Origin of the sequence: Sphingomonas flavescens, assembly GCF_030866745.1 — a bacterium.
Classification (GTDB): domain Bacteria; phylum Pseudomonadota; class Alphaproteobacteria; order Sphingomonadales; family Sphingomonadaceae; genus Sphingomicrobium; species Sphingomicrobium flavescens.
Window position 1 is genome coordinate 80,957 of record NZ_CP133016.1, and the last position, 24,812, is coordinate 105,768.

Sequence of the window (24,812 nt, forward strand, 5' to 3'; positions counted from 1 at the left end):
TTATCCGGGCGCGCCTCAGGGGGAGGGGAGCGGGGCGCGCCCGGAATTTTGTCAGGCGACCCTGAGGACGCCGTTCATCCGGATTGGACGGTTGAGGTTGAAGTAGTTGGGCGAGGTTTTCATCACCGTGCGGTGGATCTCGTCGAACTGCTCAGGCGTGCCGTTGCCCGCAATCGTGACCTCGTAGTCGATCGCCTCGTAGCCGGCCGGGACCTCTTCGCTGAGACCGAGGAAACCGCGCAGGTCGAGCGTGCCCTTGGTGCGGATCTCGAGGTTGGTCAGAGTGATGCCGTTGACCGCGGCGCCGGCGACGTAGCCGACGGTCATGCAAGCGTTGACGGCGGCCATCAGCAATTCCTGCGGATTGGGCGCGCTGTCGGCACCGAGCAGCTGGCACGGCTCATCGGCGACGATCTTGTGGCTGCGGGCGATGCGCTCGCCGGCCATGGTGAAGCCGTCGACGATGGTCTCGCTGCCGGTCTGGCCGGTCCAGCGGGTGGTAACGTCGAAGCTGACCTTGGCCTTGGACGCGTCTTGTTCGATTGCTTCGACGACTTCGCCGAGGGCTTCGAGGTCGAGGCCGTTGACGCGGCTTTTCACGGTATCAAGCATGTTCATTCTCCTGTTGAAATCGAGGGTTAGGCGAAGACTGGCGCAGCTTCGGCGATGCGGTCCGCCGCGCGGCTGGAAATAGCGTTGAGGGCGTCCTTGAAGCGGTCGTGGACCATACCCGACCCGACGTAGGTCCAGCGGGCAGCCTGGTGCTGCTGGGCAATGATCGCGTCGCGGTTCTCGACCTTGCGGCCGATCGCTAGCTCGAGCGCGTCCATGTTGAAGCCGGCCTGCATCTTCAGGCCGTCGTCGAGGAAGCCGCCGATCTCGAAGAATTCGTCGATCGCCTTGTCGATCTGTTCTTCGGTGCGACCTTCGGCGAGCGCATCGACGATCAGCGTGTCGAGCTTGGCATGCTGCGCTTCCTCCATCCAGTGATGCTTCATCAGCGACTTGAAGAGCGGATCGAGATCGCCGTCGTCGCGGATCGAGCCCAGATAATGCTGCTGGGTCATCCACTCGATCATCAGGATGACCAGGCCGACGGCGAGCGGGTCGTGCCTAAGCACTTCCGCGCCGATCGCTTCCGACGGGCCGATCATCCGGCATTCCACGGGGAAACCGCGGACGAACGCCTGGTGATAGCGCTTGAACAGATGGATGTGCTTGGCTTCCTCGCTCGCGAAATTGAGGATCGCCCGCACGCGCCAGTCGTCGCCGAGCAGGTGCGGCCGCGCATGATCGAGGAGGAAGGGGAGGATGAACTCCTCGACCACTCCGAAGATGCACAGGTATTGGTGCGCGCTGATCTGGTTGAGCACGCGCTGCTCGAACGGGTTCAGGCCGTCGAGCACGGCGGTGCGGGCCAGGCTCTCGGGCATGAAGTTGCGCGAGAAATCGAGTTCCTGATCTTCGCGAAGCACGTCGTCGAGCTGCCACTGTGCGCGAAGCGACGATGAGAGCGTCGCCTGATAATTGAAGTCATGGTACATGATCATCCGCCTTGTTAATTAGATGTGGACGATGGCCGGAGCGATCGCGGCCGAAACAGCGGTCACACTGGTAATAAGAGTGAAGACGACGGTGACTAACCGCGCCGTCTTTGCTTCGTGCTTTAAATCGATCATCATGCTGCCCCTTCGCGTTTCACGGATGAGTTCGACCATCTCCGGAAGCGTGATTGCTTACGGGCCGAGAACTGTGTCCGAATTCGATGGCCAGTGTTTACGCCGAGCAGCCGTTTGCCAAAATGACCGGCTTGCCGGATAATTTGACCGAAACGCCGGATTGCATCTTCCGCGGGGGCAACGCGTGGACGTTCTCGACGAAATCCTGGGCTCGCTTCGCCTGAATGGCGGTGTGGTGATCGACGCTGATTTCACCGGCGACTTCTGCGTGCTCGCACAGTTCACGCCCGATCATTGCGCGCCCTTCTTCCCGATGCCGGAAGAGCTGATCAGCTACCATTACATCCGATCGGGCCATGCGATCGTCGAGGTCGAGGGGATGGAGCCGGTTACGCTCGGGCCAGGATCGATCGCCATCCTGCCGCGCAACGACCCGCATCTGCTGGCGAGCCGTCCTGGTCTGCCGCCGGCGGACGTCAACGACGTCGCGTGGACGACTGAAGAAGGCGTGCACAAGGTCGCCAACGGGACCGATGGACCGGAGACGATGGTGTGGTGCGGGTTCCTCGGCACCGCCAAGACAAGCACGCATCCGCTGATCGAGGCGCTGCCGCCGCTGCTTACCCTGGATGTGACCGGCGGCGAGGCGCAGTGGCTCGATAGCTCGATGCGATTCCTGGCCGAGCAACGGCCGTCGCCGGAGATGGTCGCGCGCTTGGCCGAGCTGTTCCTGGCGCAGGCGATCCGCGAATATGTGCAGCAGTTGCCGTCCAGCTCGAAGGGTTGGTTGCGCGGTTTGACCGACCCCGCGGTATCAAAGGCGCTGTCGATCATTCACAGCCGCTTCGCCGAGGAGCTGGACGTCGAAAGTCTCGCGCGCGACGCTGGCGTGTCGCGTACGGTCCTAGGCGAGCGATTTGCCGAGCTGATCGGAGTGCCGCCGATGCGCTATTGTGCGTCCTGGCGGATGCGCGTCGCGGCAAACATGCTCCGCGACGGCAAGCAGAATACGGCAAACGTCGCTTATTCGGTCGGGTTCAACAGCGAGGCGGCCTTCAACCGGGCATTCAAGCGTGAGTTCGGGGAGCCGCCTGCGACCTGGCGACGGCGAATGGAGGAGCAGGACGCGGCGCTGGCGTCACGTTCGGCCAAGCCCAAGCTACCGCCGCAAGAGGTGCGGCATTGCACGGCCTCCGACGGAACGAAGCTCGCCTTCGCGGTGACAGGCGAGGGGCCGCCGCTGGTGAAAACGGCGAACTGGCTGAATCATCTGGAGCATGACTGGGACAGTCCGCTGTGGCGGCATTGGGTCCAGGAGTTTATGCGTGGGCGATCGCTGGTCCGGTACGACGAGCGCGGCAACGGCCTCAGCGACTGGGACACGCCAGATCTGTCCTTCGAGGCGTTCGTGGACGACCTCAAATGCGTTACCGAGTGCCTGGATCTGCCGCAGTTCGACATGCTCGCGATCAGCCAGGGCGCGGCCGTTGCGGTCGCCTATGCAGTGCGCCACCCCGAGCGCGTGCGGCGGCTGGTGATCCTCAATGGATATGCCGTCGGCTGGGCCAATCGCGACGACCCGGGAGAAGTTGCGCGGCGGGAGGCGATGATCACGCTGACCGAGGAAGGTTGGGGTGCCGACCATTCGGCGTACCGTCAGCTGTTCACCAACCTCTACATTCCGGACGCGACGCCCAAGCAGATGGGCTGGTTCAACGAGATGCAGCGCATGTCGACATCGCCCGAGAATGCTGTGCGGTTGCAGCGCGAGCTATCGAAGATCGACGTGCGGCCGCTGCTGGCGCAGGTGAAGGCGCCGACCTTGGTCTTTCACGGCCGGCACGACCAGGTGGTGCCGTTCGCGCAGGGAGAGGCCATGGCTGCGGGGATCCCCGGCGCGCAGTTTGTGCCGCTGGAAAGCCGCAATCACATCCTGATCGAGAATGAGCCGGCGTGGCGGACGTTCGCGGAGATGAGCCGGGCATTCCTGAACGCGGGAAGCACGGCGGTGGCGGCTTAAGGGTCGATTGGCCGCTTGCGGCCAGCGGGCTGCCAATGCTGCTTCATCAGGCCAAGGCCGTCGAGACGGTCCACGATTTGTGTGAGCCAGCCTGCGCGGCGGAGCGCGAGGGGCTGCGGGGACAAGGGGTCCAGCCCGGCCCATGGCAGGAAGGGCGTGCGACGCGAATATGCCCACAGTTCTACGCGGACGACCGGCCGTGACGCGCTGCCGCGGGCGTGGAAGCCGCTGGTGTCGATGGCGACGAGGGTGTTGGCGGGGACCGCAAAGCGATGCGGCGGTGGCAGGTCGAGCGCCGGGAGTTCCTCCGGCGCGATGCGGAGCGAGCCGCGCTGCGACAGGCGGTCGGCCTCCCCGATTTCGACGCTGCGCTGCTGTTCCCAAGCCAGCCGCTTTGGGGTCAGCAAATGCGAGCTGGGGACGTAGGTCAGCGGGCCCTGATCGTCCGACACGTCGGTCAGGAACAGCCACGCCTTGAGCGAGGGATGGAAGGTGTCGGCGTGAAGTTCGAGCTGGGGATCGGGCGCGCCGTCGGCGTGGCCCATGACGATCGTCTGGATGTAGTAAATCGGCGGGCTGAGCGTGCTGCCGATATAGGCCATGAGTCCGCGCCAACGTGGTTTGGCAATGAGCTGGCGAAGCTCGGGGATCCGGCGCAGCATCTCCGGAGTCACGGCTACTCGGCGCGTAACGGCGTTGCCCTGCTGGTGCTCCCGGGCCTCGAATTCCCCGTTGAGGATTGCGTCGCGCAGGCGCGCGAAGACATCCGTTGGCAGGAAGTCGCGGGCTTCGACGAAGCCGTCGCGGTCGAACTGCTCGCGCCAAGTCGCGGGCACCGACGCCGCGAGGCGGCGGCGGCGTGCCCAGGCCATTCGATGGGCGAGCTTAAGCCGGGCGACGTGCAGCCCACGCCGGTTTAGCGAGGGCGAGCCGAGGATCGGGTTGTCGACAAAGCTCTTGGCGCCGGTGCCGAGCGCCAGCGTCCAAATCGGTGCACGCCACCATTTGAGGAGCGCGCGGTTGCCCAACACGCGCCCTCGTTCTTAACGGACCCTTGGGCCGCCGAACGGCAGCGGCGGCGGCGGACGGCGGTCACGGCGGGGAAGCTGTGCCTGATAGGCGACGCCGCAATGCTGCACGCAATAGGGGAAGCCCGGGTTGGCGGCTTCGCCGCAGAAATGGAAATCCGGCTCGCCGGGGTGGCCCATCGGCCATTTGCAGAGGCGATCGTTGAGATCGAGCAGGCCGGTCTTGTCGGCGACCTCTGGGCTCGGCTTGGCCGGGACCAGACGGCGCGGCGGCGCGGGCGGGATCGGCGGCTGCTGGTCGCCCGGACCCTGGCGGATGAAGCCGCCCGGGCCGATCGAGCGATACTGCATTTCCGGCGCGGAGCGGTTCGGCGTCGAGGGCGCAGCGGCCTGTGGCGCGGGGGCGGCAGGCGCTGTCGCAACGGGCTCCGCGCGCGGCGCAGGGGCAGCCGGCTTCGGCGCGGCCTTGGGCGCGGCGCCCGCGGCAGGCGCGGGCGCGGCCTTCTTCGCTTCCTTTTCCTCGCCGGCCTTCACCGGGGACGGGCGCTGCTCGAGGCCGAGGCGGTGGGCCTTGCCGATCACCGCATTGCGGCTGACGCCACCGAGCTCGTCGGCGATCTGGCTGGCGGTGGCGCCGTCGTGCCACATCTTCTTCAGGCGCTCGATGCGCTCGTCGGTCCAAGACATTTAAACTTCGCTCCAAAACTTGCCCGGCTGCATGGCAGCCGATAGGCGCCTCAACCGTGAACGACCAAGCCAATAATTGGGTGCGCTTCGCGCCGGGCAAGCCGGTGCTGAAGGGCGTCAACTGGGGAGGCCTTAAGACCCTCTATATCAAGGAGGTCAGGCGCTTCTTCAAGGTGCAGATGCAGACCGTGTGGGCGCCGGCCATCACGACGCTGCTGTATCTGGCGATCTTTACCGTGGCGTTGGGGCGCGGCGGACGGACGGTGACGGTGGCGCCGGGAGTAGAATTCCCGTTCGCCAATTTCATCGCGCCGGGCCTGATCGTCATGGCGATGCTGCAGAACGCCTTCGCCAATTCGAGCTTCTCGCTGCTGGTCGGCAAGATCCAGGGCAATATCGTCGACTATCTGATGCCGCCGCTGTCGACGGGAGAGTTGATCGCGGGACTGATCGGCGCCGCGGTGACGCGGGCGTTCCTCGTCGGTTTTGCGGTTTGGCTCGTGATGCTGCTGTGGCCTGGGGTGTCGGTGATGCCGGCCCGACCAGAGCTGATTCTGTGGTTCGGGCTCATGGGGTCGGTGCTGCTGGCGTTCCTCGGGCTGCTGACGTCCATTTGGGCCGAGAAGTTTGACCACGCGGCGGCGGTGACCAATTTTGTCGTGACGCCGTTGTCGCTGCTGAGCGGCACCTTTTACTCGGTGCACCAGCTGTCGCCGACGTTTCAAGCGGTGAGCCATGCCAATCCGTTCTTCTACGTCATCTCCGGGTTTCGCGCGGGCTTCCTTGGCCATGCGGACTCGCCGCTGCTGATCGGCGGGATCGGGCTGCTGTTGCTCAATCTCGCCATGTGGGCGCTCTGCTATTCGCTGCTGCGCCGCGGCTGGAAGATCAAGAACTAGGCTTCGTTGACGCAGGGGCTGGTCGCGCCCCGGCCGTCCGCGCCCCATTTGCGGAAGCTCGACGAGTCCACGTGGAAGCGCCGGCCGGTGTAGAAGCCGAGGCCCGTGTCGTAGGCACGCCCATCGTGCGCGTGCGCGGCGCAAACTGACCGGATCATCGCGGTGCGGTCGACGGCGGCGGTCACCGGCGTCATGTCGATCGCGAAGAACTCACGGTGCGCGCTGTGTTCGGCGCCGTTGGAACAGGCGTTGAGCTTGTCGTTGCGAAAGGCGGACAGCGCCTCGACCTGACCGACGCGGGGGATGACGTCGTCGCGAACGAACTTCAGCGTTTCGACGATATGCTGCCACTTGTCCGCGGGCGGCGCTTCGAACGGCTCCGCGCCACACTCGCTCCACGACGACGATGTGCGCGTCAGCTGCCATAGCGGGATGACAGCGCCGACACCCTGGGCATTGAGGTAATCCTGGAAAGAGGTGAGGCGCGCGACGTTGTCCGGAGCCCGACGGAGCCAAGCCCGGAAGTCGGTCGCCGACTGGCCCGCAGCGGCAAGGCCGGTTTCGTGAACGCCAGTCAACCCGAACTGCGGCTCGGGCGCCGGCGCGAGTGCGGGCCGCGCCTGAACGGTCGCGATGGCGCGGATCGGCTGAAGCGGCGTCGAGCTGTTCCCAACGCCTGCAACCGGACCGAATGACAGTGTGGCCGCGAGTGCGGCAGCCCCCATAAATCTAAGCATTTCAACAAGATAATAGACGATACGGTCGTTTCAACCCTCGTCCGGCGAGCTGCAGCTTAACGAAGTTGAACGGTTCATAACGGAGGCGTTCAGACGCGCCTCAACCGAATCGGCGCAGAAGGGCTCTCATCACGTCAGTGCTCAATGAAGGAGAGCCGATATGCGTAAGTTACTCTTTTCCCTGGCCGCGGCCGGAGCGGCTCTCGCCATCGCCAGCCCGGCGTCGGCGCAATATTATCAGGGCCAGCCCTATGGCGCGCCTTACGGCAATGCCTACGGGTACCAGAACAATTGGGGCGTCACGCGTTCGCTGCAGCAGCGGCTGAACAACATCGAACGCCAGATCAACCGGCTAGATCGCCGCGATCGCATCCGCGACCGTAGCGCTGACCGCCTGCGTTACGAGGCCGCGGACCTGCATCGACGCCTGTTCGATCGCAGCCGCAACGGGCTGAGCCCCCGCGAGGCCCAGGATATCAGCGTTCGAATCCAGCGCCTCGAACAGCGCGTCCAGTGGGCGATGAACCAGGGTGGATACGGCCGCTACGGCTACAACGGTTACCAAGGTCAGTGGAGCGACCGGGACCGTGACGGCCGCAACGATCGCTGGGAAGACGACCAGGGCTATCGCCGCGACCGCTAAGGCCGACGGCTAGTCGAAAGGAAGGCGCCTCGGGCAACCGGGGCGCCTTTCTTCGTACCCCAGCGGCCGGCTCGGCTTTGCCCTTTTGCGGGGCGCTGGCTATAGCAACGCAACTGCTTTTATCGCCGACCAGGAGCCCGATTTCATGGCCATCACGCCGCTCATGCCCGTCTACCCGCGTTCGCCCGTGCGTCCGGTGCGCGGCGAGGGGCCGTATCTCTACGGTGAGCAGGGCGAGCGTTATCTGGATTTCGCGGCGGGCATTGCGGTGAACCTGCTGGGGCACGGCCACCCGGTGCTGACCAAGGCGATCCAGGACCAGGCCGCGACCCTCATGCACGTATCAAACCTGTACGGATCACCGCAGGGCGAGGCGTTCGCGAAGCGCCTAACTGATTTGACGTTCGCGGACACAGTGTTCTTCACCAATTCGGGCGTCGAAGCTGTCGAGTGCGCGATCAAGACGGCGCGCCGCTATCACTACGTTGGAGGCAATCCGGAGAAACACACGCTGATTACCTTCCGCAACGCGTTTCATGGGCGGACGATGGCAACGATCAGCGCAACCGATCAGCCGAAAATGATCGAGGGTTTCGCGCCGCTGCTGGAGGGTTTCAAGGTCGTCGAGTTCGACAATCTGGACGCTGCGCTGGGGGCGATCGACGAGAACACCGCGGGCTTCCTGCTGGAGCCGGTGCAGGGCGAGGGCGGCATTCGCCCGGCGTCGAAGGAATTCATCCAGGGTCTCCGTAAGGCCTGCGACGAGAACGACCTGATGCTGGTGTTCGACGAGGTGCAGTGCGGCGTCGCGCGGACCGGCTATCTCTACGCTTATGAATATTATGGCGTAACGCCCGACATCATGGCGAGCGCCAAGGGTATTGGCGGGGGCTTCCCGATGGGCGCGTGCCTGGCCACCGAAAAGGCGGCGCGTGGGATGGTCATCGGCACGCACGGGTCGACCTATGGCGGCAATCCGCTGGCGATGGCTGCTGGGCAGGCGGTGTTCGACGTCGTCGCCAACGACGAGTTCCTGACGCAGGTCCGGCAGACAGGCGAGCGGCTACGCTCGGCGTTGGAGCAGATGATCCCTAATCACGATCATCTGTTCGAAGGCGTGCGGGGGCTGGGCCTTATGCTCGGAATCAAGATGAAGACCGACAGCCGCGCCTTCGTGAATTTTCTACGCACCAAGGGGCTGCTGACCGTCGCGGCCGGTGACAACGTCATGCGTATCCTGCCGCCGCTCAACATCGAGGAAGCGCACATCCGTGAATTCGTGGACACGCTGAGCGCCGCCGCGGGCGAATATGAGGTGCCGGCCGAAGCGGCGTGAACCCGGTTAACAACAGTTGACTGGCCGCAGGGGCGGCAATCTGACACTAGCGTCGAATGCGAGTCGCGTTGCGTGTCCGATAGACCCGAAAATCCCGTAGACTCCGATCAATCGGATAGCGTGAACGACGAGTGGTCGAGCGACGACGCCGCGAGCCGGTTCGAGGGCGCGACGGGCCTGCTGTTCGAGCAGGCCATGGCGCAAACGCGCATGGCCGTCTGCCTCACCGACCCCAAGCAGGCCGACAATCCGATCGTCTTCTGCAACCGCGCCTTCGAACGGCTGACGGGCTATCGCCAGCATGAGATCATCGGGCGCAACTGCCGCTTCCTGCAGGGCCCGAAAACCGACCAGCATCAGGTCACCAAAATCCGTGACGCGATCAGGACCGAAGAAGTCGCGGTCGTTGAGATCCTGAATTACCGCAAGAACGGTGAGCAATTCTGGAACGCCCTCCATCTCGGCCCGATTTATGACGAATCCGGAAGTCTGAAATATTTCTTCGGCAGCCAGTGGGACGTCACCAACATCCACCTCGCGCGTGCCGAGGAGCGCCATGCCAAGGCGCTTGCCCGCGAGATCTCCCACCGGTTGAAGAACGTCTTCTCGGTCATTGGGGGCATCGTGAACGTGACCGGCCGGGCGATGGAGGCCAAGCCAGTCGCGCGCGCCATCAACGAGCGCGTCCAGGCGCTCGGCCGGGCCTACGAGCCGACGCTGGACGATGCGCTGCTGGGAACCGTTGAAGTCGGGCAGGCAATCCGTTCGGTGCTTCGACCCTACGACCCGGAAGGCAACCGCATCCGCTACACCGGCGAAAATATCCGCACTGATCCCAACGCGGTGTCGGTAGTCGGCCTCGTCCTCCACGAACTCGCCACCAACGCAATCAAATATGGCGCGCTGTCCAATGACGACGGGTTGGTGGAGGTGGGCTGGCAGCACGATATCGACCAGTTCGAGCGGTCGTCGCTGAGAGTGGATTGGAAAGAGACCGGAGGCCCGGCTGTCGAAGGGAAGCCCGAAGGCCATGGCACCGGGCTGGGGATCGCCGACACCCTGCTCAAATTCTCGCAAGGCGTGATCAGGAACGATTGGGAACACGACGGCCTGCGCGTCTGCATCTCGATGCCGATTGCGCGGTAAGGTCATGACCGGAAACAACTTGGGAACCATCCTAATCGTCGAGGATGAATATTGGATCGCCATCGACCTGATGATGGCTTTCGACGACGCCAACGTTCCCACCGCGATCGCGCACAATTGCCGCGAGGCCTTTGCGATCTTGGACAAGGAGGTTCCAATCGGCGCCGTACTCGACGTCAATCTGGGGAAGGGCGAAACCTGCTGGCCTATCGCAGAGCGATTGTCGGCGATGGGCGTGCCCTATGTGCTGCATACCGGCGACCTCAACCGGCAAGGTGAGATCCTGGCGACCATCGACGCGCCCGTCATTACCAAGCCTTCGATGGCAGAAGACGTCGCCACGCGACTGCTACAGTTGATCGGACGGTCCGAGAAGGGCACGGAGAGCGCCAGCGTCCGCTCCTAGCTCAACCGGATAGAGCGTCGGGCTTCGAACCCGAAGGTTGGGGGTTCGAGTCCCTCGGAGCGGGCCATTGGCCTCGGTTGTGTGAGGTCCGGCGGCGCCCTATCTTTCCGCCATGCCCACAACTGAACTTTTCACGGACGTCGCGCTGGGCGTCGCAATTCCCTCGCGCAATGCTCGCGGCCGGATCGCCCGGCTCGGGCCGGTGGTCGACCAAGTGCTTTCCAACCACGGCTATCCGCCGGTCATTGAGCAGTTGCTGGCGGAGGCGCTCACCTTGACCGCGCTGCTCGGATCGCTGCTCAAGGAGCCAGAGGGCCAGCTAACGCTGCAGGCGCAAACGGAAGGCGGCCCGATCGACCTGATGGTCTGCGACTATCTGGGCGGCGAATTGCGCGGCTACGTTCGGCACGATGCCGAGCGCATCCGTGAACTCGGACCGAACCCCACCCTGCCGGAGCTTTTCGGCAAGGGGTATTTGGCAACCACATTCGACCAGCCGATGGCCAAGGAGCGCTACCAAGGTATCGTGCCGCTGGAAGGCAAGAGCCTGGCCGAGGCGGCGCAGAGCTATTTCGCACAATCGGAGCAGATCCCGAGCCTGGTCCGGCTAGCGGCTGAGAAGCGGGGCGGGCACTGGTACGCGGGCGGTCTGCTGCTGCAGCACCTGCCGGAAGGCGAGGAGGGTCGCGAGCGGCTGCATACGCGGCTCGACCATCCGGACTGGCCGCACGTGGCGATCTTGGGCGGCTCGGTGAAGCCGGCGGAACTGACCGATCCGACGCTTAGTCTAGAGGACCTGATGTGGCGTTTGTTCCATGAAGAGGACGAGGTGCGTACCTTGCCGCCGCTGTCGCTGAGCCGGGGATGCCGGTGCGATCCGGAATATGTCCGCTCGGTCATCGCGCGTTTCCCGGAGGAGGAGCGTCAGGCGATGGTCGGGGACGATGGGCTCATCCGCGTCGACTGCGCCTTTTGCTCGTCGAGCTTCCCGATCGCGCCGGGCGACGTCGAATGAAGGGTCGGGAAGCCGACGAATTCATTACCCGCGATTAACTGCCGCATGGTAATGCTGGAACCGTAATGACTCGGTTGGCGACATCCGTGACTATCGTGGCTGCTGCATTCGCGCTGGCGGCCGCGAAGGGCGTCGCGACCCTCGGCGACCTGCAACCGGGACTGTGGGAAGTAACGGGTGCCGAACATGAAAAAATGCTGGCGCGTCAGTGCGTGGCCGACGTGACTGCCCTGGCGCGCTTCGAGCATCGCGGGAAGACGTGCACTTCGAAGGTGCTCAAGTCTTCCGGCAGCGAGGCATCGATCGAATACAGCTGCGGGGCGGCCGGCTTTGGGCACAGCGACATCGACGTGCTGACGCCGCGGTCGTTGCGGATCAACACGCAGGGCATTTCAGGCGGCCTGCCCTTCAATTACGTGCTGCAGGCGCGCCGGATCGGCGACTGCCAGAAAAATCTCGCAACGACGCGCCATTAAGGCCTCGTTTAGCCATAACGTCGTAAGCATGACTCGTGCCGGATTTGGCACGCTTTCCTCCCAATCGGGCAGCGATGTCCGATCACTGGGCCGCCCCTCTCAACGATGGGCGGCCCTTCTTTTACGTGTCGCGCGCGCCTAAGTGGCGCGGCCATGTTCTATCTCTTCATCAAGGCGGCGTTGTCGGGCGCACTGGTAGCCGCGATCTCCGAGGTTGCGCGCCGCAATCCCGGCTGGGGCGGCCTGCTCGCGTCTCTGCCGCTGACGTCATTGCTGGCGATGATTTGGTTGTGGCGGGACAGCGGCGATCCGGAGCGCGTGGCGCAGCTATCGACGGGCGCGTTCTGGTTCATCCTGCCGTCGCTGCCATTGTTCATCGTCCTGCCCTGGCTGCTGCGGTCCGGTGTTGGTTTCTGGGCGGCGATGGCCGTGGTGATTGTAGGAACGCTTGCGCTCTACGCCGCCTGGTTCTGGGCCGCCCCGCGGATGGGCATCAAGCTGTGAACAGCGCCGTCGTCCTGTTGTCTGGTGGGCTCGACTCGATGGTCTGCGCCGCGATCGCGCGTGAGCAGGGCTATGCAGTCGTAGCGTTGACCGTCGACTACAACCAGCGGCACCGGGTCGAGCTGGAAGCCGCGAAGAGGATCGCGGCGCGGCTGGCCGACCGGCATGTGGTCTTGCCGCTCGACCTGCGGGCATTCGGCGGCTCGGCGCTCACCGCCGATATTGACGTGCCCAAGGATGGGGTGGGCGAGGGTATTCCCGTCACGTACGTACCCGCGCGGAACACGATCTTCCTGAGCCTTGCCCTGGGCTTGGCCGAGGCGAGCGGCGCGCGCGACCTGTTCATCGGTGTCAATGCGCTGGACTATTCGGGCTATCCGGATTGCCGGCCGGAGTTCGTCGCGGAATTTGAGCGGCTGGCGAAACTTGCGACCAAAGCGGGCGTCGAGGGCGAGCCGTTCAAGATTCACGCGCCGCTGCAGGATATGAGCAAAGCGGATATCGCGCGGGAAGCGCAGCGGCTCGGTCTCGACGCCGGCATGAGCCACAGCTGCTACGATCCGGCGGCGGACGGCGGGGCCTGCGGCCATTGCGACGCCTGCGTGCTGCGCGCGCGGGGCTTTGCCGAGGCCGGTATTGCGGATCTGACGCGCTACACATGACTTACGCGGTGAAGGAATGCTTCCTGACGCTGCAGGGCGAGGGGGTTCAGTCGGGCAGCCGCGCGGTGTTCCTGCGGTTTGCCGGCTGCAATCTGTGGAGCGGGCGCGAGCAGGATCGCGCCACCGCCCAATGCCAATTCTGCGACACGGACTTCGTCGGGACGGACGGCGAGGGCGGGGGCAAGTTCGTTTCACCTGAGGCGCTGGCGGAGCAGGTCGAGGCTCTGTGGGGCGATGGGCGCGACCAGCGGCTGGTCGTCATCACCGGTGGCGAGCCCATGTTGCAGCTCGACGAGCCGCTGATTGAGGCGTTGCACGCACGCGGATTTCGCGTGGCGATGGAAAGCAACGGGACGCTGCCGGCGGCCGACGGCATCGACTGGGTGTGCGTAAGCCCCAAGGCCGGGACGGAAGTTATCCAGCGTCGTGGAAATGAGCTGAAATTGGTTTGGCCACAGCCGGGCATCGACCCGGCCGAGCTGGAGAGCTGGCAGTTCGATCATTTCCTGGTGCAGCCGATGGATTGTGCCGACCGTGAGGAAGCGCTTCAAGCCGCGATCAAGCTGGCGATGGACCGGCCGCGCTGGCGACTGTCATTACAGGCGCACAAGGCCGTCGGATTGCCGTGACCTATTCCGCGTTGCTGGTCGCGGCAGCCGCCGTGGCCGGCGCGGCGCTGTTGCTTTCAGCGTCATCGGCTGGCTTCGATTTACGCGGAGCGGATTGGGACGGCTTTTTGGCTGACGCGTCGTCCGAGGTCGCATCGCTGCCGGAATTGCTGCTGGCGTCCAATCCGTAATTGACGTCGACATCGGCCGCCATGTTTGCGGCCGCGCCGGTGACCGCGTCGATCGCGGTCACATCGTTGGAGACAATTGCATCGGCGGTCAGATCATCGCTGGTCTGCGCGCTATTGTCGACCTGCGCTCCCTTGCTGCACGCGGACAGGGCGAGAAGGGCGGCAATCAGCAGGTGGGCGCGCATCGGGCAGAAACTCCGGAGGGATAAAAGCCAAAAAAAGAGGCTGCCGGAATTACCGGCAGCCTCTTGAAAAGCCAACGCCCCCGTGAGGAGGCGTGAGCAATTACATCGCGTTGTTGGTCGTCGTCGCGGCCGCAGCGTTCGCAGCGTCGGCAGCGTTGTTCGCCGCAACAGCCGCCGTATTGGCAGCATCCGCCGCCATGTTGGCGTCGGTCGTGGCGTTCATGTCCATCGCGTTCATGTCGGTGGTGGTGTTCATGTCCGTCGTCATCATGTTTTCGTCGACGTTCATGGTGTTGTTGGCGCTATCGTTGCTGCTGCAAGCCGAAACCGCCAGGGCCGCACCAGCGACCAGGATAAGAGCACGCATTCAAGACTCCCTATATATTGCGATCTGGACCGGTTTGCCCGGTTCGCAAATCGCGCGGACAATAGTCTGAAGCAGGACGCTCCATCAAGACTCTTTGCACTGGCCACCCAACGCATTGAGAAAAGACGGAAAACTGCGCTTCAAGGCGTCATCAACCCGCATCATCGGAATTTGTTTCCCAAGTTGCGCCAGGCTGGTGACTCCGAAGTCGGCGATTCCGCAGGGGACGATTCCGCCGAAGTGCGACAGGTCGGGCGCGACGTTGAGCGCGAAGCCGTGGAGCGTCACCCAACGCTTCACGCGTACGCCCAGAGCGCCAATTTTCGCTTCCTGGACGCCCTCGCCAACCCAGATGCCGATCCGGCCCTCCGCTCGGTGGGCCTCGACGCCGAATTCGGCCAGCGTGTGGATCATCCAGCCTTCCAGCGCATGAACGAAGCAGCGAATGTCGCGGCCACGGCGGTCGAGATCGAGCATGACGTAGCCCACGCGTTGACCGGGTCCGTGGTAGGTATAGCGGCCGCCGCGGCCCGCTTCGAAGACCGGGAAACGTTCGGGATTCATCAATTCGGACGGGTCGGCGCTGGTCCCGGCCGTGAACAGCGGCGGATGTTCGAGCAACCAGATGCATTCGCGGGCTTCGCCGGCGCGGATGGCCGCCACCCGCGCTTCCATGAAGGCTAGCGCTTCCTGATAAGGTACAGGCTCGCTGCTGACCCGCCATTCGATGTCGTTGATGTTGCTGTTCACGGGCGGGACATGGCGAGCAGCGCTGGGGAGGGCAAGCGTTGCGCGGCGCTGTCGCTCACCGCATAACGGCCGCAAGGTTCTAGAGGGGTGTTTGATGCGCAGACTGTCGATTTCGGCGGCGTGGGACGAAAGCAAGGCGATCTTCGCGCGGGATGGGCAGTTGCTGATGGCCGTCGCGCTGGCGCTGGTGGCGCTTCCCTCGGCAATCAACGGCTTGTTAAATCCCGGCGGTGTCAGCGCCAGCGAGACGCCGTGGTGGATCGACCTCATCGCAGTCATTGCGTCGCTCGTGGCGCTGGGCGGGCAATTGGCGCTGATCCGGCTCGCGCTCGGCCCATCGATCACAGTCGGCGGCGCAATCGCGCACGGCATGCGCCGACTGCCAATCTACTTTCTTGCGGTTTTGATGCTGGTGATCGCGCTGTTCCTGGCGGCCGTTCCGCTGGCATTCCTGCTGAGCGCGCTAGGCGTCCCGATCAATCAGCGGCCGGTGCCGATGAGTCCTGCATTGAGTTTCGTATCGATCGCGGTCCTGATCGCCATCATCGCGATTGGCGTCCGGCTGATCATGTCATCGTCCGTTGCCAGTGCGGAAGACGTCGGGCCGATCCAGATCATCAAGCGCAGCTGGGCGCTGACCTCGGGAAATTTCTGGCCGTTGCTCGGCTTTCTGCTGATGTTTCTGGTGGCGACGATCATCCTTCTGACGGCGATCGGCAGCGCCACTAACGTCGTAGTTCGGCTGACCCTAGGGCCCGCACAACCGTTATCGGCGGCGGCGCTGGTGGTGGCGCTCGTTTCGGCCCTAGTCAGTGCGGCGGTCACGACGGTTTTCGCCGTCATGCTGGCGCGGATCTACCTTCAGCTGGCGGGGCGCAGTGGCGCCGAGGTCGGAGTTCCGAGCAGCGGGATCTGAGGAGCGCAGTCGGGCGGCAGCACGCCAAGCAGCCGCGGGTCGGGGAAGCGTTCGAGCGCTCTTTTATAAGGTCTGAAGCCGGCACGCTCGTAAGCCGACAGGGCTGCGGGGTGATCGAGCGAGCAGGTGTGGACGTGGACGCGGGTCACGCCGGGGCGCCAGGCGCGCTTAACCGCCTCTGCCAGCAACCATTTGCCATGCCCTTGGCCGGCCAGTTCCGGCACCAAGCCGACGAAGGCGAGTTCGCACGCGCCGGCTTCGCGATAATCGAGTTCCAGGAGGCCAACCTCTTGGCCCGCGTCATCCGCCACGGCGAAGACGTGCACTGCAGGATCGTGGACAATTGCGGCGAGCGCGGCGTCGTCGCGAATCAGTCGTGAAAACCACAGCCAATGTGCGCCGACCTTGCGGAACAACGCACGATAGTTGTCCAGCATCGGCGGCTGCCAGCGGCAGAGCCGCAAGTCGCTCGTGAGGATTTCGAGATGTGGCTGTGATCGCATTTCAAGAAAGGTGACCAGCGCGACGAGTTCGCCGTCGGCCACCGGTTCGTAAGCCAAGCCTATTTCCACCGCGCGAGTGGCGGTAGGCTCATCAGGATCGCGTCGATATTGCCGCCCGTCTTGAGGCCGAACAGGGTACCGCGGTCGTAGAGCAGGTTAAACTCGACGTAGCGGCCGCGGAAGGTCAGCAGGCGATCGAGATCGGCGTCGTCGAAGGGCGTGTCCATCCGCTTGCGGACTATCTGGGGGAAGATGTCGAGGAAGGCTTCGCCGACATCTCGGGTGAAAGCGAAATGCTCGTCGAAATGACCTTCGAGATGATCGTAAAAAATGCCGCCGACCCCGCGCGCGACGTTGCGGTGCGGTAGCCAGAAATACTCCTCGGCCCACTTTGAGAAGCGCGGATAGAAGGTTGGATCGTGCGCGGCGCAGGCTGCTCGAAGCCGCGCATGAAAGGCCTCGGTGTCCTCATGGTTGGGGATGGCGGGGTTGAGGTCGGCGCCGCCGCCAAACCATCGCTTGGTCGTCGTGAGGAAGCGCGTATTCATGTGCACGGCGGGGACGTGCGGATTTGCCATGTGCGCAACGAGGCTAATGCCCGTGGCAAAGAAGCTCGGATCCTGATCGGCGCCCGGAATGCTTTTCGCGAATTCGGGGCTAAACGTGCCTCCGACGGTCGAAACGTTGACTCCGACCTTCTCGAACACCTTGCCGGCCATCTGGCCGCGCACGCCGCCTCCGCCGGGCTCGCCGCTTGCGTCGGTGCGGTCCCATGGCGTGTAGACAAAGGACGCGTCCGATCCCGCTTCGCGCTCGATCGCTTCGAATTCGGCACAGATCCGGTCGCGAAGGGATTCGAACCAGTCGCGGGAAGCCTGCTGTTGTGCGTCAAGCTCGATCATCGAGCCGCGGATGAAAGCGAAGTAATCATGCGTCAAGCCGCTGTTGAACCGGCTTGCCCCAAGCGGCTGTAGACAGGGACCTTGGCCGCGAGGACGCGCGGCGCGGAGATTAAAGATGCGGGTACTCACGACGATCCTGGGCTGTGCAGCGGGCCTCCTGACAGTTCAGGCAAGTGCGGCGCCATTGGCCGGCAGCGAGATCACGCCCCTGACTCGGCAGCAGGCCGTCCAGCGCGCCGATGCCCTGTTCGACCAGTTCGACCTAAATCGCGACGGTTTCATCAGCCGCGACGAGGCGGCTTCCGCGGGCGGCCGCCTGATGATGCAGCGCGCAATGACGGGCCGCGATGTCGCGCCGGGCATTGGCGGCCACACCCTGAAGTTCATGGAGCACACCTTTGCCGGGATGGAGCGCGTCGACCGCAAGCAGTTCGAGCAGGCGATGCTGACCCATTTCGACCAGATGGACGTCAATCACGACGGTATATTGAGCGTTGCCGAGCGGACGGGATCGTCGACCCAGCTCAGCAGCCGCTAGCGGAATTTCATGATCCGGTAAGCGGCGGTTCACGCGCCGCGCGGCAGTCCGTGCGCAGTAAGGCAAGTCGGGAAGAGATTATGAAAGTTTTGCATGTTGCAACGGCGGCCGTCGCCGTCGGCTTTTCGACCCTAGCAATGGCTCAAACATCGCCGCCGGCCGTCCAAGCGCCGAACGCGCAGCGCGACCTGACGCGTGCCGAGGCCAAGCAGCGCGCGGACCTGATGTTCAGCCGGTTCGACATGAACAAGGACGGCACGGTAACCAAAGCCGAAGCTGAGCAAGAGACGGCGCAGTATGAGGCCTCGCGCGGAGACGACGGGCGTGGTGCGGGCAGGATGGGTCGGATGATCGACCGGGCTTTCGGTACGGCGCAGTCGATGACGCTGGCTCAGTTCGAAGTGCAGGCGCTGGCGCGGTTCGACGCGATGGACCTCAATCACGACGGCACGGTGACGGCGGCCGAACGCGCGCAGCTGCGCGCCCAGCGCCAGGGTCAGTAAACGCGCCGCTGCGCGTTCACGAGCATCCGTAAGAGCATGGCGACGGGGCGGGGGACACCGACCTTGCCCTCGAGCCACAGGCTGACCGCCGAGCGTGAGACGCCGATCGCCTGGGCCAGGTCGTTCTGCGTCCGATAGCCGAGGCTGCGCATTGCGCCGCGCAGCTCGTCGGGCGACATGGACGCCAGCATTTCTCGATTGTCGGTCACGCGGGCGTCCTAGATCGCATCAGAGCCGCGGTCTCCAGTGCGGATGCGGATGGCTTCCTGGACGTCGAGGACGAAGATCTTGCCGTCGCCGATGCGGCCGGTGCGGGCGGCGTTCTCGATCGCCTCCAGCGTGTTGTCGAGCATCGAATCCTCGATCACCACCTCGATCTTCACCTTGGGCAGGAAGTCGATGACATATTCGGCGCCGCGGTAGAGCTCGGTATGCCCCTTCTGGCGGCCGAAGCCCTTCACTTCGGTGACGGTGATGCCGGATACGCCGACTTCGTGCAGCGCATCCTTCACGTCGTCGAGCTTGAAGGGCTTGATGATCGCTTCAATCTTCTTCACGCGCAGGTTCCCGTGCTGAACAGCACGCTAATGCCCAATCCCCGCCTCATTTGAAAGGCAGTCGGCGCCGATATGAAAGCCATCATTCTTTCGGCCGGACAGGGCTCGCGGCTCGGCGGGCTAGTCAGCGACCGGCCCAAGTGCCTGATCGACTTCAATGGGCGCACCTTGCTCGACCGGCAGCTGGACACGCTGGCGGCTAATGGGATCGATGAAGCGGTGGTCGTCACCGGCTTCAAGGATGACCGGATCGAGGAAGCGCTGGCGAAGCGCGGACGAGGCCCGCGCGTGCGGACGATCTTCAATCCCTTCTACAAGGTCGCGGACAATACCGGCTCGCTTTACATGGCGCGCGACGAACTCGCCGGCGACTGCCTGGTGTGGAACGGCGACACATTGGTGTCCGACGCGCTGATGAAGCGGGTGGTGGCGAACGACCAGCCCGGGATCTGCGTCACCATCGACCGCAAACCCACTTACGACGACGATGACATGAAGGTCGTCGAGGACGGCGGGCAGCTGAAGGCGATCGGCAAGCGGCTGAGCGAGGGCGTCAACGCGGAGTCGATCGGGCTGTTAGCCTTTCGGGCCGGGGGTGCGGAGCGGTTTCGGACGGCGATCGAGCAGGCGCTACGCACGCCCGAGGGCACGACGATCTGGTATCTGCGGGTCATTCATCACCTCGCCCAGTCGAGCGACGTGTGGACGCTGGACATCAACGGCGAAGAATGGGGCGAGGTCGATTTCCCACCCGACGTGGAGGCAGCGCGTTCGTTGACTGCGCGGTGGGAGGCGATGGCCTGATGGAGGCGCTGCGCATCCCGGTCGGAGATGGCAGTGTCTCGGCGCTGCTGATCCGGCCAGATGACGCAAAGGCCCTGTTCGTCTTCGCCCATGGTGCTGGCGCGGGAATATCGCATCGCTCGATGCAGTCGAACGCGCAAGGGCTGTCGGCGCGCGGGATTGCGACGTTGCGCTACCAGTTCCCATACATGGAGCGCGGGTCGAAGCGCGTCGACGCGCCCAAGGCCGCACATGCCGCGGTGCGCGCCGCGGTCACAGAAGCGGCGCGGCTGGCGCCTGACTTGCCGCTGTTCGCCGGCGGGCGGTCGTTCGGTGGACGGATGACGTCGCAGGCGCAGGCCATCGAACCGTTGCCGGGGGTGCGCGGGCTGATCTTCATCGGCTTCCCGCTTCACCCCGCGGGCAAGCCGGGCATCGAGCGCGCCGAGCATCTGGCGCACGTCGCGGTTCCGATGCTGTTCGTGTCCGGCGAACGCGATGCGCTGGCCGAGATGGAACTGCTGAAGCCGGTCGTCGAGCGCTTGGGCGAGCGGGCCACGCTGAAAGTCATCGCCGACGCCGATCACAGCTTGAAAGTACCGGCGCGCAGCGGGCGAACGAGCATTCAGTCCGAAAACGACGCACTCGACGCCGTCGAGGCGTGGATTTCCGGATTGATTTAGGCGCTGGGGGGCAGGAAGCGCGCCACGATATCTCGCGCGAGCCGCGCTGGGCGTAGGCTTGCCGCGTCGAGGCAGCACCAGGTGCTCTGAATTTCGCTCAGCACGTCGTCGCCGCGGCGCAGGACGGTGCGGAAGAAGGCGCGGGCGCCCTGGACCTTCTCGGCGATCACTTCCGCGACGACATTGTCCTGCAGGAACGTCGGCTTGAGGTACGTGATCTCGTGCTTCATCGCGACCCACAGGTGCGCCGCGACCGCGCTGGGCGGGGCAACGGTGCTCCAGTAATCGACCACCGCTTCCTGCACCCACTTGAGGTATACGGCATTGTTGACGTGACCCATGTGGTCGATGTCGGCCGGCAGGATCGCAACTGGGTGGCGGAACGTCACAAATCACCTCGAATCAAGCGTTTGCACGCTCTCATCCGCTGACATTTGTGTCAATAACGTGAAGGCTACAGGTTAACGTTGTGGCGACCGCGCGGCTCAGCCCGTCGTTACGTCTTTCACGTTATCGTCCGAGTTGCGGTCGATGTAGAAGTTGTAGGGATCGATGCCCGCGAACTTCGGCTTCACCTTGCTATGCAGGACGATCTTCTGCGTGCCGCTGACGATTGGCCGCTGCTCCATGACCACCACGTCCTTCGACGAGAATTCGCCAAGGCCCGGACGCGCTTCGAATAGGCCGACCTCGATCGGCTCAGCGAGCCGCGCCTTGGTCTCTTTGCCTTTGGCGTCGGCATAGAATTTGTCGGCCTTGACGGTGAGAATGGTGGTCCAGCCGTCACCGTCCTTCTTGGTCGAAGCGTCCACGACCTTGAGATCGTAGAGCGTGATGCGCTCAAACAGGTCGGTGATCAGTTGTTGCTGCTCGGGCGTCTTCGCTTCCTTGCGGAACTCATCGACCAGATCGACCGAGCGCTCGTAAGGCGCACCCTTGAAGCGGAAGCGGGCGAGGAAGCGCGAGAGGGCGCGATCGACTGCGGCTTCGCCGAGCCGTTCCTGCAGCAGGTACATGACCACCGCACCCTTGCGGTAATGGATGTAGGGCTGGTTCTCGACGCGTTCGAGCGGGACTTCGCCGACGACCTCCGACTGGCGGTTCCGCAGGTAACTATCGAGCTCGTACTTGAGGAAGCGGCGGATCTTATCCGGGCCGTACATGTGCTTCATCACCATCAGCGCGGAATATTGAGCCAGCGTCTCGCTGGTCATCGTGCCGCCCTGCATGTCGGCGCCGATCACCTGGTGCGCCCAATATTGGTGCGCCATCTCGTGCGCGACGACATAGGTCGTCCAGTCGATCTTGGTGGGATCGTTGGTGTTGGCGTTGAAGCCGATCGATTCCGAATAGGGCATCGTCCCAGCGAAGGCCTGGGCGAAACTGTTGTAGCCGGGGAATTCGACGATCCGGGCGTAGTTGAACTGGTACGGCCCGAAGTGCGCCCGATAATAGTCGAGCGCGTCGCCCATCGCGGTGAGCATCTTGGCGACGTTCCAGTCGTGGCCCGGGTTGTAATAGACTTGAAGCTGCAGGCCGTTGTGATCGCGCGTCGCGACCTTGTACCGCGCCGACTGGATCGAGAAGAAATTCAGGATCGGCGCGCCGCTAATGAAGTGGGCGGTCCGGCGGCCGTTGGCGGTGTTGTCGGACACGCGGTTGCCGGGGGCGATCGGCGTCTGATCCGCGTCGGTGGTCAGCGTGATGTCGGATGTCGTCCAGTCGCTGCCGATGTAGTTGCGGGCGGTCGCCGATAGGTCTTCGAGCTTGGCCATGCGCAATTCGGGCGGCAGGCCCTGGCGGCGGCGCTTGGCGCGATCGTCGAGTAGATTCTGCCGGTTCATGCCGATGATCGGCGCGAAGTCGAAATTATTGGGGAAGGTGCCGTTCTCGATGACGTCCGTGGCGGGCGCGCCCGCGCGGAAGCCGCGGCGCCATAGCTGCGAGGCGAAGGCCAGCGTGGCGTGCGCGCCGGGCTGTAGCGGCTGCTCAAAGCGGAAGATCCGATAGCCAAAGCGCTTGTCGTAGGAGACGAGCTTCGCGCCGCTCAGCTCAAGCCGGTCGTAGGTAGTGTCCTGCTCGCCCTGGCGGATGTGGACGTCGCGGATCGGCACCCGCGTATTGTTGACGAGGTCGTAGTTGCCGACCGCGATCAAGCGGCGCTGCTGCGGGAACAGTTGCACGTCGAGCTTCACATGCGCGATCGAGGGCTGCGGCAGCTTTTCGAACTTGAGATACTTCTTCTCATAGTCCGCCGCATATTTCTCGGCGTCTTCGGACGTGAAGTAGCGGTTGAGCTGCTTGATGTTGTGGTAGCCGTAAACACCCGTCGCGGCCATCGCTACCGCGGCGACGCCCGCAATGGCCAGCGGCGTACCCGTCGCGTGACGCAGCATCCGGCGAGACCGCACGCGGAGGCCAAGATCGGTGCCGCGCGGCCAGAGCAGATGCGCGATGACGATCAGGATGACTCCGAACAGCAGCCAGTAGGCGCGGAAGACCATCGCGCCGATCCAGAAGCTGCCCTGGCCGTTGAAGTCGCTGAGCGGAACACTGGGGTTGCCGCCATAGCTGTAAAGCGGGTTCGACCAGCCCATGTTCTGCAGGAAGATCCCGCCGACGAACCACACGAAGAGCAGTCCCCAGCCGACATATTTGTTGGGGCTGAGCACCTGGAAGAAGACGCCGAGAATGGCGATCTGCAGCATGTCCAGCGCGAAAGGAAAGATGAACCAGCTGAAGAATGAGCCGAGCCCGAGCGTGCGCGCGCCGCCGATCGCCATGAAGGCAATGCCCATCAACGCGGACGCCACGTTGACGATGACGAGGATAAGGAAGATCGCGATGATCTTCGGAATGGTCATCACCCAGCTTGGAACGGCGGTGGAATCGACGATCTCGTTGATCTTGCGGTCGCGCTCGCGCCAGACCAGTTCGCCGCTGTAGAAAGCGGTGATCATCAGGACGAACAACGCAGACCCGCCCATCACGCCGGTGATGGTGGCGGCGACGGTCGGGTGGTCAGCGGTGCCGTAGGTCGATTGCGCGAACCACAGCACGATGCCGGTGAAGGTCATGGCGAGAAGCGTCAGCACGATGAGCCCCGGGCTGGTCACCACCTGCTGAACTTCGATGCTAAGTCGCGAGAGAAATTGGGTTGTGCGCGAGGGTGTTGCGTCCCGAGCCACGACCCTGCCGCCGTCCAGCGCGGCCGGTGCGTCGGCGAAGCCAGTGTCGCGCGACTTCCGCTTGGCGAGACGCCGCAGCTTCCAACGCGACGGTGCGCGCTCGGTCATTGTAAAGCGCCACAGGGTCAGGCCGAGGAAGGCGAGCCCGAGCAGAATCGCGAAGATGCGGTTGAACAGCAGGTTGCCGCTGAGCTCGATGAGGCGACTATTGAGCTCGCTTTGAGTCCAATAGCGGGTGGCTTCCTCCAGAGCGCCTGTACCCATGGGCTCCCAGCGGGACAGGATCTCGCGATATTCGACTTTGGGGCCGAGCACGCTGGTGGTGATCATGTAGCCCATGACCAACACGATCGCGGAAACATAGGCCGCCATCATCGAACGGAGCGTAGTCGCGAGCGCGAACAGGACGGCGCAGATGAGGAAGATGTTCGGGATCGCGAAGATCAGGAACGGCCAGAGGTAATAGGATGCAACCTGCGGGCCGACCGTCTCGGTATCGACCCAGGGCATGATCGAGCCGGCCCACATGCCGGCGGGGATCGACAGATAGCCGAGCCAGGCAACGAACAGCCCGCCGAGGAAGCGGCCGATGACGATCTGGCGCGGCGTGACCGAGGTCGCGCGGATGATCGGCGCGAAGCCGGTCGCGTCATCGCGGACGATGGCATTCGCGACGAAGGCGGTGATGACGAACAGATAGAAGAGCGAAAAGACCGCCGTCGCGATGGCGATTGCGTTCGGCGCATTCTCATGGACGCCGCCGGGGGTGCCGATGCTGACGTTCTCGCTGGACGTGATGCCGAAGCCGAGGAGGAAGAAGATGGCGACCGCGACCCAGAAGACCGGGTTGCGAAGCTGGTAGCGGACCTCGAAGCCCGTGATGCCAAGCAGCATGGGTGT

At 64.1% G+C, this 24,812-nt stretch carries 30 protein-coding genes and 1 tRNA gene; 17 read left to right on the forward strand and 14 right to left on the reverse strand.

Annotation, left to right across the window (positions count from 1 at the left end; all coding sequences use genetic code 11):
* Window positions 1-51: 51 nt before the first annotated feature.
* Window positions 52-612: an OsmC family protein gene (locus QU596_RS00445; protein ID WP_308516314.1), complete on the reverse strand. Its 561-nt coding sequence runs from the start codon at window positions 610-612 to the stop codon at window positions 52-54.
* 26 nt (window positions 613-638) lie between these two features.
* A complete protein-coding gene (locus QU596_RS00450; RefSeq protein ID WP_308516315.1) occupies window positions 639-1,550 on the reverse strand; it encodes a diiron oxygenase in 912 nt (303 codons plus the stop codon).
* Window positions 1,551-1,863: 313 nt separating this feature from the next.
* Here QU596_RS00450 and QU596_RS00455 point away from each other — a divergent pair, with 313 nt between their 5' ends.
* Window positions 1,864-3,699 carry an alpha/beta fold hydrolase gene (locus QU596_RS00455; RefSeq protein WP_308516316.1) on the forward strand — a complete coding sequence of 612 codons (1,836 nt, stop codon included), beginning with the start codon at window positions 1,864-1,866 and terminating at the stop codon, window positions 3,697-3,699.
* On the opposite strand, the gene QU596_RS00460 is transcribed toward QU596_RS00455, so the two are convergent.
* Together QU596_RS00460 and QU596_RS00465 are read right to left on the reverse strand one after the other, a co-directional pair.
* On the reverse strand, window positions 3,696-4,730 hold the full coding sequence (locus QU596_RS00460; protein ID WP_308516318.1) for a phytanoyl-CoA dioxygenase family protein: 1,035 nt from the start codon (window positions 4,728-4,730) through the stop codon (window positions 3,696-3,698). The two genes, QU596_RS00455 and QU596_RS00460, sit on opposite strands and share 4 nt — an antisense overlap.
* Window positions 4,731-4,742: 12 nt before the next feature.
* Window positions 4,743-5,414 carry a GcrA family cell cycle regulator gene (locus QU596_RS00465; RefSeq protein WP_308516319.1) on the reverse strand — a complete coding sequence of 224 codons (672 nt, stop codon included), beginning with the start codon at window positions 5,412-5,414 and terminating at the stop codon, window positions 4,743-4,745.
* 56 nt (window positions 5,415-5,470) lie between these two features.
* Between QU596_RS00465 and QU596_RS00470 the strand changes: the two genes are divergently transcribed.
* Complete coding sequence (locus tag QU596_RS00470; RefSeq protein WP_308516320.1) at window positions 5,471-6,313, forward strand: ABC transporter permease; 843 nt, start codon at window positions 5,471-5,473, stop codon at window positions 6,311-6,313.
* Here QU596_RS00470 and QU596_RS00475 read toward each other — a convergent pair.
* Window positions 6,310-7,050, reverse strand: a complete 741-nt coding sequence (locus tag QU596_RS00475; protein ID WP_308516321.1) for a D-Ala-D-Ala carboxypeptidase family metallohydrolase — start codon at window positions 7,048-7,050, stop codon at window positions 6,310-6,312. The two genes, QU596_RS00470 and QU596_RS00475, sit on opposite strands and share 4 nt — an antisense overlap.
* Window positions 7,051-7,210: 160 nt before the next feature.
* Here QU596_RS00475 and QU596_RS00480 point away from each other — a divergent pair, with 160 nt between their 5' ends.
* The 10 genes from QU596_RS00480 to queE all read left to right on the forward strand — a co-directional run bounded on the left by QU596_RS00480 (window position 7,211) and on the right by queE (window position 13,867).
* Window positions 7,211-7,693, forward strand: a complete 483-nt coding sequence (locus QU596_RS00480; RefSeq protein WP_308516323.1) for a hypothetical protein — start codon at window positions 7,211-7,213, stop codon at window positions 7,691-7,693.
* Between the two features lie 145 nt (window positions 7,694-7,838).
* Entirely contained in the window at window positions 7,839-9,029 is a 1,191-nt protein-coding gene (locus QU596_RS00485) for an aspartate aminotransferase family protein (protein WP_308516324.1), read from the forward strand.
* A 120-nt stretch (window positions 9,030-9,149) separates the two neighbouring features.
* The gene (locus QU596_RS00490; protein ID WP_308516325.1) at window positions 9,150-10,175 is read left to right on the forward strand and encodes a PAS domain-containing protein; all 1,026 of its coding nucleotides are present in this window, start codon (window positions 9,150-9,152) and stop codon (window positions 10,173-10,175) included.
* A gap of 4 nt (window positions 10,176-10,179) precedes the next feature.
* On the forward strand, window positions 10,180-10,581 hold the full coding sequence (locus tag QU596_RS00495; RefSeq protein WP_308516326.1) for a response regulator: 402 nt from the start codon (window positions 10,180-10,182) through the stop codon (window positions 10,579-10,581).
* Window positions 10,572-10,648 (forward strand) — tRNA-Arg (locus QU596_RS00500). The genes QU596_RS00495 and QU596_RS00500 overlap by 10 nt, the downstream gene beginning before the upstream one ends.
* 45 nt (window positions 10,649-10,693) lie before the next feature.
* A complete protein-coding gene (hslO, locus tag QU596_RS00505) occupies window positions 10,694-11,596 on the forward strand; it encodes an Hsp33 family molecular chaperone HslO (protein WP_308516328.1) in 903 nt (300 codons plus the stop codon).
* Window positions 11,597-11,691: 95 nt separating this feature from the next.
* The gene (locus QU596_RS00510) at window positions 11,692-12,072 is read left to right on the forward strand and encodes a DUF3617 domain-containing protein (RefSeq protein ID WP_308516329.1); all 381 of its coding nucleotides are present in this window, start codon (window positions 11,692-11,694) and stop codon (window positions 12,070-12,072) included.
* Between the two features lie 153 nt (window positions 12,073-12,225).
* Window positions 12,226-12,576 carry a DUF3147 family protein gene (locus QU596_RS00515; protein ID WP_308516331.1) on the forward strand — a complete coding sequence of 117 codons (351 nt, stop codon included), beginning with the start codon at window positions 12,226-12,228 and terminating at the stop codon, window positions 12,574-12,576.
* Between the two features lie 38 nt (window positions 12,577-12,614).
* Entirely contained in the window at window positions 12,615-13,238 is a 624-nt protein-coding gene (gene queC, locus QU596_RS00520) for a 7-cyano-7-deazaguanine synthase QueC (protein ID WP_420030988.1), read from the forward strand.
* Window positions 13,235-13,867, forward strand: a complete 633-nt coding sequence (queE, locus tag QU596_RS00525; RefSeq protein WP_308516334.1) for a 7-carboxy-7-deazaguanine synthase — start codon at window positions 13,235-13,237, stop codon at window positions 13,865-13,867. The genes queC and queE overlap by 4 nt, the downstream gene beginning before the upstream one ends.
* Window position 13,868: 1 nt before the next feature.
* Here queE and QU596_RS00530 read toward each other — a convergent pair whose 3' ends face one another.
* The 3 genes from QU596_RS00530 to lipB all read right to left on the reverse strand — a co-directional run bounded on the left by QU596_RS00530 (window position 13,869) and on the right by lipB (window position 15,339).
* The gene (locus tag QU596_RS00530; RefSeq protein WP_308516337.1) at window positions 13,869-14,222 is read right to left on the reverse strand and encodes a hypothetical protein; all 354 of its coding nucleotides are present in this window, start codon (window positions 14,220-14,222) and stop codon (window positions 13,869-13,871) included.
* Between the two features lie 100 nt (window positions 14,223-14,322).
* Complete coding sequence (locus tag QU596_RS00535; protein WP_308516339.1) at window positions 14,323-14,589, reverse strand: hypothetical protein; 267 nt, start codon at window positions 14,587-14,589, stop codon at window positions 14,323-14,325.
* Window positions 14,590-14,673: 84 nt separating this feature from the next.
* Window positions 14,674-15,339: a lipoyl(octanoyl) transferase LipB gene (lipB, locus tag QU596_RS00540; RefSeq protein ID WP_308516340.1), complete on the reverse strand. Its 666-nt coding sequence runs from the start codon at window positions 15,337-15,339 to the stop codon at window positions 14,674-14,676.
* A gap of 94 nt (window positions 15,340-15,433) precedes the next feature.
* Here lipB and QU596_RS00545 point away from each other — a divergent pair, with 94 nt between their 5' ends.
* On the forward strand, window positions 15,434-16,255 hold the full coding sequence (locus tag QU596_RS00545; RefSeq protein ID WP_308516342.1) for a DUF7847 domain-containing protein: 822 nt from the start codon (window positions 15,434-15,436) through the stop codon (window positions 16,253-16,255).
* Here QU596_RS00545 and QU596_RS00550 read toward each other — a convergent pair.
* The gene (locus QU596_RS00550; RefSeq protein ID WP_308516344.1) at window positions 16,201-16,815 is read right to left on the reverse strand and encodes a GNAT family N-acetyltransferase; all 615 of its coding nucleotides are present in this window, start codon (window positions 16,813-16,815) and stop codon (window positions 16,201-16,203) included. The two genes, QU596_RS00545 and QU596_RS00550, sit on opposite strands and share 55 nt — an antisense overlap.
* A gap of 2 nt (window positions 16,816-16,817) precedes the next feature.
* Window positions 16,818-17,660 carry an oxygen-dependent coproporphyrinogen oxidase gene (gene hemF / locus QU596_RS00555; RefSeq protein WP_308516346.1) on the reverse strand — a complete coding sequence of 281 codons (843 nt, stop codon included), beginning with the start codon at window positions 17,658-17,660 and terminating at the stop codon, window positions 16,818-16,820.
* Window positions 17,661-17,775: 115 nt separating this feature from the next.
* Here hemF and QU596_RS00560 point away from each other — a divergent pair, with 115 nt between their 5' ends.
* Both QU596_RS00560 and QU596_RS00565 read left to right on the forward strand, forming a co-directional pair.
* Entirely contained in the window at window positions 17,776-18,198 is a 423-nt protein-coding gene (locus tag QU596_RS00560) for an EF-hand domain-containing protein (protein ID WP_308516348.1), read from the forward strand.
* Between the two features lie 80 nt (window positions 18,199-18,278).
* Window positions 18,279-18,701: an EF-hand domain-containing protein gene (locus tag QU596_RS00565; RefSeq protein WP_308516349.1), complete on the forward strand. Its 423-nt coding sequence runs from the start codon at window positions 18,279-18,281 to the stop codon at window positions 18,699-18,701.
* Here QU596_RS00565 and QU596_RS00570 read toward each other — a convergent pair.
* Complete coding sequence (locus QU596_RS00570; protein WP_308516350.1) at window positions 18,695-18,910, reverse strand: helix-turn-helix domain-containing protein; 216 nt, start codon at window positions 18,908-18,910, stop codon at window positions 18,695-18,697. The genes QU596_RS00565 and QU596_RS00570 overlap by 7 nt on opposite strands.
* A 9-nt stretch (window positions 18,911-18,919) precedes the next feature.
* Window positions 18,920-19,258 carry a P-II family nitrogen regulator gene (locus QU596_RS00575; RefSeq protein WP_308516351.1) on the reverse strand — a complete coding sequence of 113 codons (339 nt, stop codon included), beginning with the start codon at window positions 19,256-19,258 and terminating at the stop codon, window positions 18,920-18,922.
* A 72-nt stretch (window positions 19,259-19,330) separates the two neighbouring features.
* On the opposite strand from QU596_RS00575, the gene QU596_RS00580 reads away from it, so the two are divergent.
* Together QU596_RS00580 and QU596_RS00585 are read left to right on the forward strand one after the other, a co-directional pair.
* Window positions 19,331-20,062 (forward strand): phosphocholine cytidylyltransferase family protein, encoded by a 732-nt coding sequence (locus QU596_RS00580; protein WP_308516353.1) that lies wholly within the window; start codon window positions 19,331-19,333, stop codon window positions 20,060-20,062.
* On the forward strand, window positions 20,062-20,724 hold the full coding sequence (locus QU596_RS00585; protein WP_308516355.1) for an alpha/beta hydrolase family protein: 663 nt from the start codon (window positions 20,062-20,064) through the stop codon (window positions 20,722-20,724). The genes QU596_RS00580 and QU596_RS00585 overlap by 1 nt, the downstream gene beginning before the upstream one ends.
* On the opposite strand, the gene QU596_RS00590 is transcribed toward QU596_RS00585, so the two are convergent.
* Window positions 20,721-21,065: an acyl-CoA thioesterase gene (locus QU596_RS00590; protein WP_420030989.1), complete on the reverse strand. Its 345-nt coding sequence runs from the start codon at window positions 21,063-21,065 to the stop codon at window positions 20,721-20,723. The genes QU596_RS00585 and QU596_RS00590 overlap by 4 nt on opposite strands.
* 144 nt (window positions 21,066-21,209) lie before the next feature.
* Entirely contained in the window at window positions 21,210-24,806 is a 3,597-nt protein-coding gene (locus QU596_RS00595; RefSeq protein WP_308516358.1) for an ABC transporter permease/M1 family aminopeptidase, read from the reverse strand.
* Window positions 24,807-24,812 lie beyond the last annotated feature (6 nt).